Genomic DNA, 12,479 nt, shown 5'->3' with positions numbered 1-12,479 from the left:
TTATCGTAAGCGGTATGAATGCTTACGCTTGTTTTCCTGATTTACCGTCACCGGTTCAGCGTTATATCCGCACACTTGAAGCGGACAAAGAAGCGCTCGAAGCGGACAGGGCAGCGCTCGAAGCGCGCGCGGCGGTGGCGGCGCGGCGCATTGCCGAGTTAAGCGAGCGGGTGCGTTATCTCGAAGAGCAATTCCGGCTTGCGCAACTGAAGCGCTATGCGCCGCGGAGCGAGAAGTCCCGCGAGCGCGTGTTCAACGAAGCCGAGCACGAAGCCAAAGCGGATCCGGGCACAGACGAGAGGACGGTTCCCCTGCTGGACACGGGTCTGCCGCAAGAGGCGCCGCGCTCACCCGAACCCCCGCGGGGCCGGCGCGCGCTGCCCGCAGAACTGCCGCGCCAGCGGATTGAATACGATCTTCCCGACGCACAGAAATGCTGCCCGCACTGTCAGCGCATGATGCACCGCATCGGCGAAGACATCAGCGAGCAGTTGCATATACCGCCCCGCCAGGTGTGGGTATGGCAACACGTGCGCTTCAAATACGGCTGCCGACACTGCGAACGTCATGAGATCCGCGCACCCGTGGTGCGTGCCGAGATGCCTGCGCAGCCGCTGCCTGGCAGCGTGGCCAGTGCGGCGACGATTGCCACGGTGATGACGAGTAAATATGCCGATGGCTTGCCATTATATCGAATGGAACAGGTATTCCATCGCGCAGGCATTCAGATCGGGCGCGGCACGATGGGACACTGGCTCATTGGCGCGAGTCAACGCCATCTGCAGCGTTTGTATGACGCGATGCATCACGTGCTCCTCACACAGCCTCTAATCCACGGCGACGAAACCACCCTGCAGGTCTTGCACGAAGCCGGTCGGCACGCCCAGAGCAAAAGCTACATGTGGGCTTATCGGAGCGCCGAACCCAGCGCTGAACCGGTTGTCCTGTTTGACTATCAACTCTCACGCGCACAACATCATCCGCAGGCGTTTCTGAACGGGTATACGGGCAAACTGATCAGTGACGGCTACCTCGCGTGGCGATCTCTTCAAGGCGTGACCCACTTCGGTTGCTGGGCCCATGCCAGACGCCGCTTTGACGAAGCGCTCAAGGCTTCTCCCCAAAAAGACGGGCGCGCCGAGCAAGCGCTCACGTTCATTCGCCGGCTATACAAAGTCGAAGCCCTGGCGCGGGATAGGCAGGGTCACCCTGAGCTCTTGTACCGGTGGCGACAGCAGCACAGTGCGCCGGTGCTCACCGCTTTCAAGGCTTGGCTCGACGAACAGGCCCAGCACGTCTTACCCAAAAGCTTGCTTGGCAAAGCCATTGGCTACACCCGCGAGCAGTGGATTTACCTGAGCCGCTATGCGGAAGATGGCCATGCCCCCATCGATAATAACCTCATTGAGCGGGATATTCGTCCTTTTTGCACCGGCCGGAAAAACTGGCTGTTTAGCGATACGGCCGCGGGCGCGCGCGCCAGCGCGGTGATCTATAGCCTCATGCTCACCTGCCGTGCTTGTCAGGTCAAACCTTGGGACTACCTCAACGAAGTGCTCACCGAGCTCCCCAAACGCCCGGACGACGCTGAGGTGAATGACCTGCTCCCCTGGCATTTCGCCCAACGGCAGCCCGTTACAAAAAAGCCCCCTTCCGGATAGTTCGACACCTCAACCAGCGTTGGGTTTCCTTACGATCTCTCTCCACACCATCGATCATCAGCCTCGCGGGGCGATCACTTTCGCCCACAACGGGTGCAGAAAATTGAGGGCTTACGCTTACGATTCTTCCTGTCTCACGGTGTCCACCTTCAATTTGGGTGGACACCCATACTCCGCCTCCAACCTGCAATAAGCGAGGTGCAGAAAATTGAGCGCTTACAATGCACCAATGAATTATTTATTTGGATATAGCGCTCAAACAGAGACGCGAAATGAAAGTATAAAAGGGAATGCCACGATTGAGGACGATTTTGTTCATGTAGAAGATTTGTCTGCCAGAGCTCAACTGAAAGATAAACTGATGGACTTCAGGAAAGAAGTGAACCAGCTACATTCTTTTCTATCACAAGGGAACCCTTGTTCAGTTCTAACGAACGAATCCAAAGAACTGAATAAACTATTCTCTGAAATAGATCGACTTCTTTTAAAATTTGAATCAGCCTATTCAGACAACGCAATGTATATTCGTGATTTTGAAATATTTCCTAATTTCAATTGTGAAGATGTAGCAATGGAAGCGCTGGATACAACGCTTGAAAAAATCCAACGTGATTTTAAAACATTAAGGAGCGATTGGTCAGAAAAGAAATCCGGAATCTTGAGGGAAATATATGAAAAAATGCAACAAAAAGAATTAAAAGATTTCGAGCATGATCTGAAAAAAATGCAACCCAAGTTCTGCGATGAAAACCATATGCAAGCGCGCAAGGCGGCGCGCAGCGGCATGCCTTCTCCAGTTTCGGAAAATCCGGAAGAGTGGGTCATGGTTGAGGATCAGGACTGCATGGAGAAAGCTGAAATTGTGACACATCAGGATGCGATTGAACGCTTTCATAAAATTAATCATGGCTATGGCATTGGTATTGAAAGAGAGGAGTCCCGTAGATCAAAACTGGATCATTTAAAGCTGGCGCTCAATCACTACACACCACTCCTTCAGCTCATTTAGAGCATTTTTGAGTGAAATTGCACAAAGCGCATCACTTACCTTAAAGGACAGAAAAATGTTTTCCGTAATCAACTATTTCTATTCTCCGAATCCGCCGGCCACAACCGAATATCCTGAAATCAGCACACAGGATATCGTAGAAGACGATTATGTGCTGGTGAATGAAGAAGGCCCCATATTCGTAGATCAATGGGATGCTTTAATTGCAAATATAGACACCTATCTCGACACGCACTATGCACAGAAGCAGCTCAGCTCTGAGCTAAGAAACATTAAACCGGCGGAACTTCTTGAAAGATTTAAAGAAGCGATTGAAACCTGGGGAAAAAAATGCGATCCATCGAACTATGCCTCAAAATCGGATAGGCCAGGGAGGTGGGAACTATTGAGTGAATTAAAGGATATTGTGAGCTCTTTTTACCATGAATATGCTGAGAAATGGCAAACGCTAAGCTCCGCCCCAGAGCGGCTCAAGAATATAAACGCGCTTGAAAAGCAGTCTCTGGAGGACATGGAGAAGTCGCAGAAAATGCAGGCGCTGATGAGCGCGCTCGATTCCAGCGGCAGTGATTCCTATCTGGCCAGTGAACAGGTCAGTTTGCACACGGTCAAAGACGCAATAAAGCTTATACAGGCGGCGGAAAACAGGCTCAATGAGTGGAAATTAATCGAAAATGCAAATCCCAGTGTTCGCAATCCGTCTTTTACGGCTCAGTTCGCTTGATTCCCATGAGTTAGAGCAATCATCAATACCTGTTGCAAAAGGAAAGGCTATGTTCCCCAATTCATCGATCATCGACACGCTTGAACAAATGACTGAATCCGAGGAGCAGTTTCTGGACCCATCCGAGATTGGTGTTGCGCTTGAGGCGTTCAGAGAATTCTGCGATCCGGAAGATCTGGAATAAAGGCCAACGGACTCAATCCGCCCCATCCGCGCAGCGCGGAAGCAAAGACAATATTCCAGCGCCTATCCATGATGGCGCGCCTGCGCAAATCAGCGCCCACGAAGAAGCGTATATTGATTGTCAACTATGAAAATAGGGGTGGGAAAATTAAAGAAATTCTCCCACCCTGATCAAGAGGCATCAGATGCGCAGGCATCGAATCAAACAGATCGCGCTTTAGACTGCGCACGGAAGATTTCGCAGAACTCGCGCCATTGGACTGATCGAGATTGCGGAAGCTGAACAAAGATTCGACGCCCGGAATCCCGACTTCTCCAGGCCGCGGGATTCCAACGCTCCGGCGGAGGATGAGGACAGTTTTGTCATCAAGTTCAGTGGTGATGACCTCGCGTAACTCAAATCCAGAGGATACATTTAGGACGGTGCGCCCAACGCCCGCAGCGCTGTTTTCAGCGCGGCGATGCGTGCCGGCAAATCAGCGGTCTGCAGTTCCATGCTTAATTTATCCTGTCCGGCCAGCTTGAATTGCGGCTGGCGCTGCACCAAGTCAATGATGCGCGCGGCATCGACCTTTGGATTCGGCGCGAATTGCAGCGTGATGCGTTCTTCGCTGGCATCCATCTTGCCCACGCCAAGCGATTGCGCCCTCCAGCGCAGCCGGTGCGTTTCTATCAGCGCCTGCGCGGGCGGCGGCAGCGGGCCAAAGCGGTCGATCAGTGCTTCCTGAACCGTATCGATTTGCGCATCGCGGCGGCAGTTCGCCAGCCGTTTATACAGCGTTAAGCGTTGCTGCACATCGCCGCAATAATCCGCCGGCAACAGCGCGGGCGCGTGCAGATTAATCTCGGCGGACGCTGCCAAAGGCATCGCGAGATCGGGCTCCCGCCCGTCTTTGAGCGCTTCCACTGCGTCTTTCAGCATCTCGCTATAGAGCTGAAAACCAATCTCGTGCATTTCTCCCGACTGTTTATCGCCGAGCACTTCGCCCGCGCCGCGGATTTCGAGATCGTGCATCGCCAGATAAAAGCCGGCGCCGAGTTCTTCCATTTTCTGAATCGCGTCCAGCCGCAGCGTGGCTTGCTTGGTTAATTGCTGTGGATCGTGCACCAATAGATAGGCGTAAGCCTGGTGATGCGAGCGACCGACGCGGCCGCGCAATTGGTGCAATTGCGCGAGGCCGAATTTGTCGGCGCGGTGAATCAGAATCGTATTCGCGCTTGGCACGTCAATACCGGTTTCGATAATCGTCGTGCATAACAGCATATTCGCGCGCTGCGCCACAAAATCGCGCATCACCCGTTCGAGCGCGCGCTCGTGCATCTGGCCGTGCGCCACCAGAATACGCGCCTCTGGCAGCAGCGCTTCAAGCGCTTTGCTGCGCGCATCGATGGTTTCTACTTCATTGTGCAGAAAGTAGACTTGCCCGCCGCGCTTGAGTTCGCGCAGCGCCGCCTCGCGAATCACGCCGTCTTCCTCGCGCCGGACAAAGGTTTTAATCGCCAGCCGTTTTTGCGGTGCGGTCGCAATCACCGAAAAATCGCGCAATCCTTCAAGCGCTAGCCCCAGCGTGCGCGGAATCGGCGTGGCGGTGAGCGTCAGCACATCGACCTGCGCGCGCAGCGCCTTCAGTTGTTCTTTCTGGCGCACGCCGAAGCGGTGCTCCTCGTCGATGATCACCAGCCCCAGCCGTTTAAAGCGCAATTGTTTGGACAAGAGTTGATGTGTGCCAATCGCAATATCGATACTGCCCTCTGCGAGCGCGCGGCTCGCGGCGGCGATTTCCCTGGCGGTTTTAAAGCGCGAAAATTCAGCGATGCGCACCGGCCAGTCGGCAAAACGGTCGCTAAAGGTCTGAAAATGCTGCTCGGCGAGCAAGGTCGTCGGAACCAGCACCGCCACTTGCCGGCCATCCATCGCCGCGATGAAGGCGGCGCGCAACGCGACTTCGGTTTTGCCAAAACCCACGTCGCCGCAAACGAGCCGGTCCATTGGCTTGCCGCGCTTCATATCGTTGATCACGGCCTCAATCGCGGCGCTTTGGTCGGGCGTTTCTTCAAAACTAAAGCCCGCGGCGAATTGCGCGTAATCGCGCGCGGTCAGCGCGAACGCATGCCCCTGGCGCGCCGCGCGCCGCGCGTACAGGTTCAGCAGTTCCGCCGCGGTATCGCGAATTTGCTGCGCCGCGCGGCGCTTGGCTTTTTCCCACTGGCCGGAGCCCAGCGCGTGCAAAGGCGCATGTTCCGGGGCCTGGCCGCTATAACGGGTAATCCAATGTAATTGCGCAACGGGCACGTACAGCGTGCCGCCCTGCGCGTAGTCGAGATGCAGAAATTCCGCCTCGTCTTCGCCGAGATTCATCGTCGCCAGGCCGCGGTAGCGTCCGACGCCGTGTTGCGCGTGGACCACCGGCGCGCCGATGCTCAGTTCGGACAGATCGCGCACCATCGTGTCGATATCGCTTGCCGCGCCCGCTTTGCGCCGGTGCGCGCGCTGCAAGGGTGCGCCGTACAACTCGTGTTCAGTGATCAGCGCAAAAGCTTCCGACGGACATGCAAAACCGGCGGAGAGCGGCGCGTGGGTCAGCGCAAAGCGCTGTTCGCTCTTCAGAAATTGTAGAAATGCGGCAAAGGAATCCAGTGGCGCAGGTTTTAAGCCATGCGCTGCGAACAATTGCAGCATCGTTTCGCGCCGTCCGGCGGAGTCGCATACCACAAGCGTTCGATGCCCGGATTCAGAGAGATAGGCGCGCAGCGCGGCAACCGGGTCGGCTGCATGACGGTTGATGGCAAGCGGCGGCAACGGCGCTGTCCAGCGCGAACCTGCGCTCCGTCCTCCTCCGCCTGACGCCCGCTCGTTACAGTTTTTGAACAGGTTCCGGGACTCGCTTCGTACAGCGGAAGCGGAAGGCGGAAACACAAGCCGCGCGAACGCTTTGGCCTGCGTAAAAAACCCTTCTTCCGATAAAAATAGGCGCCCAGGTTCGAGCAGCGGGCGTTCGGGCGGATACGCCAGAAAGGCATAGCGTTTGCGCGCCTCGGCGTTAAAATGCTGAATCGACGCCGCCAGATCGCCGACCAAGACCAGCTGCGCGCCCGCGGGCAGATAGTCAAACAGCGTGGCGGTTTCGTCAAAAAACAACGGCAAATAGTACTCAATCCCCGCGGACAGAATGCCGGCGCTCACGTCTTTATAAATCGTCGAACGGCTTGGATCGCCTTCAAAAGTCTCGCGCCAGCGGCTGCGGAATGCGGCGCGCGCCTTGTCATCGAAAGGAAACTCGCGGCCCGGCAGCAAACGCACTTCGCGCACCGGCTGCAGGCTGCGTTGCGTGTCGGGGTCGAACACACGAATGGAATCAATGCGCTCATCGAACAAATCAATCCGGTAGGGCAGCGCTGCGCCCATTGGAAATAGATCGATCAACGAACCTCGGATTGCATATTCACCGGGCCGCGCCACTTGACTGACTGGCTCATACGCGGCAAGCCTGAGTTGTGTTTTTAAGCGTTCGGCGTCGAGCGCTTCGCCCTGCGTCCATGCAAAGGTGTACGCGGCCATAAACGACGGCGGCGCCATCCGTACAAGCGCGGTCGCGGCGGAAAGCAGCACAAGATCGCATTGACCGCCGCCGAGCGCGTGAATCGTGGCCAGTCGTTCAGAAATTAAATCTTGATGCGGCGAAAAGGTGTCATACGGCAGCGTCTCCCAGTCCGGCAGCACACGCACGCGCGCATCCGGCGCAAACCAGGCGATTTCATCGCGCAAACGCTGCACGTCCGCGGCGTTCGCACAAATCACTGCCAGCAATGGACACGCGCCGGTTTTCAGTTGCGCGGTGAAATGACGCGCCAATGCGAGCGCATCCGCAGCGCCGCGCGCGCCATCGAACACAAAGCGCGCTCCGGGTTTAATCGGGGGAATCATAAAAGAAGGGTTGATTTTTGTTCTGCGCGCGCGTGAAGCGCTTGAATGTGAATGTTATAGAAGACGTGCGGATTGATTCTGCGCCGCGAGCAGCGAAACCGCTTTTTTGTCAAAGGACACGAACATTTCTCCGCCAAGCCAACCGCCCTCGTAAGCAATCACACCGTCGGCGAAATCTCCGCCTGATTCGAGCATTGTTAAGCCAGCCTCAGCGGCTGGCCTGTTCAGCGCCACATTTTTCGTGTTGAGCAGCTGGCAAATAGTCGCCGCAATGTCGGGTCGCGATACTTCATATTGACGATTCAGCACCCAAGCCAGTTCACATAACACATGCACACTGATGGCAACAAGCTCGGCACGTTCCATTGCTTGAATCGCTAGACGGCTTTGGCGAGCGTCATCCCCGACCACCGCGCGCAGTAATACGTTTGTATCAATGGTCATTTTCATTTTTCGCCTGCGCCTGCCGCCGCGCCTGCTTCGGATATTGCGGTGTTGATTTCGTCAATGGTCAGCCTTTTTCCGCTGGTTTTTCCTTTCAGAAATCCGTGCAGTGCGCGGAACGTGCCTTTCTGCTGCACAGATTTCAACTCGGCTCGACCATACGGAAGCAAATCCAACTCGATCTTTTCTCCCGGTTTGACCCCAAGATGTTTTAATACCTCTTGCCGGAAAGTCACTTGCCCGCGTGAGGTCACCGTTAATAAAGTCATAGTGTGTCCTATCGTTTCTTAGAAGATAAGAGAATAATGTAATTCTGCATTGTCTTCAATACATTATCCAGTCCAACTTCAATGACGAATGCCCGCCTTTTTTCTCTCAAACTCGACGCGCCGCGCGCGCAGGCATTGGACCGGATTTTCTCGGCCAATGGCGTGCTCGCTCAGAACATGCAAGGCTATCGCGTGCGCGCGGCGCAGCGGGAGATGGCAGGCGCCATTGCGGCAGCGATGCACGCGCATCCTGAACAGGCCGCCTCCGAGGAACCCACAGATCAAAGCGGCAACGGAACCGCCCTGCTGGTTGAGGCGGGCACCGGTACCGGCAAAACCTTTGCCTATCTCGTTCCGGCGATGCTATGGGGCGGCAAGGTCATCCTGTCAACCGGCACGAAACATCTGCAGGATCAACTCTTTGCGCGCGATATTCCGGCGCTGCGCCGCGCGCTTGCAATGCCCCTCTCCGTTGCAATGCTCAAAGGCCGCGCCAATTATGTGTGTCATTATTATTTGCAGCGCACGCTTCAGGATGCGGGCGCGCTTTCGCATCGGGACGCGGCGCATGTGCGCGCGATTATCCGCTTTTCAAAAACGAGTCAAAGCGGCGACAAGTCAGAATTGGCGCAAGTGCCAGAATCCGCGCCGATTTGGGGGCGCGTGACTTCAACGCGCGAAAACTGTCTGAATCAGGAATGCCCGCATCTCAAAGACTGTTTTGTGATGCACGCGCGCCGCAAAGCGCAGCAGGCTGATCTGGTCGTGGTGAATCACGCGCTTTTTTTCGCCGATATGATGCTGCGAGAGAGCGGCGTCCAGGAACTGTTGCCGAGCGCAAACACGGTGATTTTTGACGAAGCGCATCAATTGCCGGATACGGCCACGCTCTTTTTCGGCGAGACGGTCAGGAGCTATCAGTGGGTCGAACTGGCGCGCGATGTCCGTATCGAAGGATTGACGCACGCGCGCGACGGGGCTGATTGGACAGCGCTCTGCGCAGCGCTGGAAACTGCGGCGCGCGATCTGCGCCTGGCTTTTGATGAGCGCGCCGCCAAATATGCGTTTGCGCAGCTCGACGCCGATCATCCGCTCCATGCCGCGCTCGCTGCGCTGGATGCGCCGCTGGATGCGCTCACCGCCGCGTTGGAGGCGCACGCGCCGCGCGCCGAAACGCTGGGGCAGTGCCTGCGCCGGACGCATGAGTTGCGCGCCGCGCTCGCGCGTTTCCGCGCGCCTTATCCTGTGCTGTCCACTGCGCCGTCCGCCGCGCCTGACCGGGTGCGCTGGGTCGAAGTATTCGCGCAATCCGTGCATTTGCATACCACGCCGCTGTCCATCACCGCGTTTTTTGAAAAGCAGCGCGCGACTGCGCCGCGCGCGTGGATTTTTACGTCGGCAACGCTTTCAGTCAAAGGCGATTTCACGCATTACGCAACGCAGATGGGCTTGCCTGCGTATCTACCGCTCAGCGTTCAAAGTCCCTTCGACTATACGCAGCAGGCGTTGTTATATGTGCCGCGCGGCCTGCCGGCGCCCGCATCGCCCGCTTTTAGCGAGGCGATGCTCAACGCGGTGTTGCCGGTGATTAAAGCTTCCGGCGGCCGCGCCTTTGTGCTGTGCACTACACTACGCGCGGTTGAACGGCTTTCGGCCCAATTGCGCGAGGCTTTGCATGCGCGCGACTGGGATTTTCCGCTGTTGATACAGGGCGACGCCAGCCGTACTGAACTGCTGAAACGCTTCCAGCAGGCGGGCAACGCCATTCTGGTCGGCAGTCAAAGTTTTTGGGAAGGGGTGGATGTGCGCGGCAAAGCGCTTTCCTTGGTCATCATCGATAAACTGCCTTTCGCGCCGCCGGACGACCCGGTGCTTGCCGCCCGTCTGGACGCGCTCGCGCAACAGGGACAAGACCCCTTTATGGCCTATCAACTGCCGCAGGCAGTGATTGCGCTCAAGCAAGGCGCGGGCCGCCTGATTCGCACCGAAACCGATAGCGGCGTATTGATGGTGTGCGATTCGCGCCTGGTGGAAAAACCCTACGGACGGCGCTTTTGGCAAAGCTTGCCGCCTTTTGCGCGCACCCGAGATTTGGAGGCGTGTCAGCGCTTTTTGAACAAGGCTCTAAACATCCATGATGCACCTCTTTAATACGCTTCCGGACTGGCTCGCGCATCTTGAAAAAGCGCATCCCATTCCTGTCGATCTGGGCCGCGAGCGTTGCAGGGCCGTAAAAAATGCGCTTCAGCTGGCGTTTAAATGTCCGATCATCACCGTTGGCGGCACCAATGGCAAAGGCTCAATCTGCGCCTTACTGGAATCCATTTTGCTGCACGCCGGTTATCGCGTCGGCTGCCATACTTCGCCGCATCTGCTGTCGTTGAACGAACGCGCGCGCGTGGACGGCGAGATGCTCAGCGATGAAGCTTTGCTGCCCCATTTTGAAGCGGTTGAGCGTGCGCGTCATGCCTTCGCCGAACCGGTATCGCTGACGTATTTCGAGTTTACGGTGCTGGCGATTCTGCACAGTTTCGCGGCGCGCGCGCTGGATGCGGTGATCCTGGAAGTGGGCCTCGGCGGACGGCTCGATGCGGTCAATATCATGGATACGGATTGCGCTATTATCAGCAGTATTGACCTGGATCACATCGAATTTCTGGGCGACACGCGCGAGAAGATCGGCTTTGAAAAAGCGGGCATTTTCCGGCCCGGAAAACCGGCCATTTGCGCAGACCCCTTGCCTCCGCGCAGCCTGGTGGAGTATGCGCAGCGCATCGGGGCAGATTTATGGCTGGCGGGCCATGATTTTCACTGCGCCGCGCAACCGGGCTGTGAACGCCAGCAATGGCGCTATCAGGGCCGCGCCCAGGCGCGCGCGGCGCTGGCATATCCGGCGCTGCGCGGCGCGAACCAGCTTCTGAACGCCTCGGCAGCGCTCGCGGCGCTTGAAGCATTGCGCGCGCGCCTGCCGGTATCCGCGCGCGACATCCGTCTGGGACTTGCGAATATCCATTTGCCGGGACGGTTTCAGGTATTGCCTGGCAGGCCAACAGTCGTGCTGGATGTGGCCCATAATCCGCATGCCGTCGCGGCGCTGACGCATAATCTGGATCAGATGGGATTTTTCCCAGAGACTTACGCAGTGTTTGGCGCGATGCGGGATAAAGATATTGCCGGGATGCTGCGCTGCATGAAGGGCGCCGTTCAACACTGGCATTTGACCGATTTACCGGCACCGCGGGCAGCGCCAGCCGTGCAGATCAAGGCTCTGTTGCACGAAATGCTTCCTGTCACTCAAACATCCCCTGTATCCAAACGGGCGCGTATGGATATCCGCTGTTTTACGAACGCTGTAGATGCCTATTCAGAGGCGCGCGCGCGCGCAAAGGAGAATGATAGGATTGTGGCGTTTGGCTCTTTTTATACGGTTGCTGCAGTCATGATGGGTCTAGGGCCTGTTCTCAATTAAAACATGCGCGCGAACAGGTGAATCCGGTTGCAGGGCAAGGCGGGTGGCGCGCCGTTTGGTCAACCCAAACAAGCGCCGCCTAACACCGCCCTGTGACCGGATTCACCTGTTCCCGTAAAATCAGGTTCAAATTTGGGGTTGCTGCCGATATGCGAGGCTCGCGGCGTCATGCGCCTTGCGAATATGTTGAATATTCGCTTCGTTACATTCCTTGCGAGCCTCGCATATCGGCGCAACGCGCGCATGTTTTAATTGAGAACAGGCCCTAGGTCAAAAGTATGCGTATTAATCCGCTGCTGCCAGAAAAACAACGGGCGCGTTACCGGCTGGCAGGCGCGCTTATTCTGGTTCTGGCGGCTGTGATTGCACTGCCTAAATTACTGCATTCGCCTTCCCGGCCAGATCAAGGAGGCGAGATGGAAATCTGGGTCGCTGCGCCGCCGGCGGCCTCCGGCGCTTCTTCCAGCGCAGCGTCGGCGGCTCCGTCGTCTGCATCGTTTGCGAAACATGCGCCCAGCGCGGAGATGAGCGCGCAACCCAAACCTGCGCCCCAAAGCCATTTTGCAGTTCAGGCAGGGATATTTACCCGCGAGCAGGACGCGCGCGCCCAGTTGGCGCGTCTTCAGAAAGCCAGACTTCCGGCGTATCTGGAGCGGGAAAAACTAGATCATGGCCATTCGCGGTTTTTGGTGCGGGCAGGGCCTTTCAGCGACCGTAAACAGGCCGAGGCAGCGCTTAAACAATTGCGCGCGGCTGGCCTTGCGACCACCCGCAGTAAACACTAGGGCCTGTTCT

10 protein-coding genes are annotated in these 12,479 nt (G+C 56.9%); 7 read left to right on the top strand and 3 right to left on the bottom strand.

Annotation, left to right across the window (positions count from 1 at the left end):
- Positions 1–14: 14 nt before the first annotated feature.
- The 4 genes from tnpC to CAGGBEG34_RS11915 all read left to right on the top strand — a co-directional run bounded on the left by tnpC (position 15) and on the right by CAGGBEG34_RS11915 (position 3,578).
- Positions 15–1,661, top strand: a complete 1,647-nt coding sequence (tnpC, locus tag CAGGBEG34_RS01220) for an IS66 family transposase (RefSeq protein WP_238984922.1) — start codon at positions 15–17, stop codon at positions 1,659–1,661.
- 208 nt (positions 1,662–1,869) lie between these two features.
- Positions 1,870–2,670: a hypothetical protein gene (locus tag CAGGBEG34_RS01215; RefSeq protein WP_158641758.1), complete on the top strand. Its 801-nt coding sequence runs from the start codon at positions 1,870–1,872 to the stop codon at positions 2,668–2,670.
- 55 nt (positions 2,671–2,725) lie between these two features.
- The gene (locus CAGGBEG34_RS01210) at positions 2,726–3,394 is read left to right on the top strand and encodes a hypothetical protein (RefSeq protein ID WP_006682086.1); all 669 of its coding nucleotides are present in this window, start codon (positions 2,726–2,728) and stop codon (positions 3,392–3,394) included.
- Positions 3,395–3,443: 49 nt separating this feature from the next.
- Entirely contained in the window at positions 3,444–3,578 is a 135-nt protein-coding gene (locus tag CAGGBEG34_RS11915) for a hypothetical protein (RefSeq protein WP_275226109.1), read from the top strand.
- A gap of 414 nt (positions 3,579–3,992) precedes the next feature.
- On the opposite strand, the gene mfd is transcribed toward CAGGBEG34_RS11915, so the two are convergent.
- The 3 genes from mfd to CAGGBEG34_RS01195 are packed head-to-tail and all read right to left on the bottom strand — an operon-like array spanning position 3,993 to position 8,215.
- Positions 3,993–7,502 (bottom strand): transcription-repair coupling factor, encoded by a 3,510-nt coding sequence (mfd, locus tag CAGGBEG34_RS01205; protein ID WP_006682085.1) that lies wholly within the window; start codon positions 7,500–7,502, stop codon positions 3,993–3,995.
- Between the two features lie 54 nt (positions 7,503–7,556).
- A complete protein-coding gene (locus CAGGBEG34_RS01200) occupies positions 7,557–7,952 on the bottom strand; it encodes a type II toxin-antitoxin system VapC family toxin (RefSeq protein ID WP_006682084.1) in 396 nt (131 codons plus the stop codon).
- Complete coding sequence (locus CAGGBEG34_RS01195; protein ID WP_006682083.1) at positions 7,949–8,215, bottom strand: AbrB/MazE/SpoVT family DNA-binding domain-containing protein; 267 nt, start codon at positions 8,213–8,215, stop codon at positions 7,949–7,951. Before CAGGBEG34_RS01195 ends, CAGGBEG34_RS01200 begins: the two co-directional genes overlap by 4 nt.
- Positions 8,216–8,296: 81 nt before the next feature.
- On the opposite strand from CAGGBEG34_RS01195, the gene CAGGBEG34_RS01190 reads away from it, so the two are divergent.
- From CAGGBEG34_RS01190 to CAGGBEG34_RS09495, 3 genes are all read left to right on the top strand, one after another.
- Complete coding sequence (locus CAGGBEG34_RS01190) at positions 8,297–10,366, top strand: DNA repair helicase YoaA (protein WP_006682082.1); 2,070 nt, start codon at positions 8,297–8,299, stop codon at positions 10,364–10,366.
- Positions 10,353–11,684 carry a bifunctional tetrahydrofolate synthase/dihydrofolate synthase gene (gene folC, locus CAGGBEG34_RS01185; RefSeq protein WP_006682081.1) on the top strand — a complete coding sequence of 444 codons (1,332 nt, stop codon included), beginning with the start codon at positions 10,353–10,355 and terminating at the stop codon, positions 11,682–11,684. The genes CAGGBEG34_RS01190 and folC overlap by 14 nt, the downstream gene beginning before the upstream one ends.
- A gap of 278 nt (positions 11,685–11,962) precedes the next feature.
- Positions 11,963–12,469 (top strand): SPOR domain-containing protein, encoded by a 507-nt coding sequence (locus CAGGBEG34_RS09495; protein ID WP_006682080.1) that lies wholly within the window; start codon positions 11,963–11,965, stop codon positions 12,467–12,469.
- Positions 12,470–12,479: the final 10 nt, after the last annotated feature.

Source organism: Candidatus Glomeribacter gigasporarum BEG34 (genome assembly GCF_000227585.1).
GTDB lineage: Bacteria > Pseudomonadota > Gammaproteobacteria > Burkholderiales > Burkholderiaceae > Glomeribacter > Glomeribacter gigasporarum_B.
This window is presented reverse-complemented; position numbering and strand designations above follow the sequence as displayed.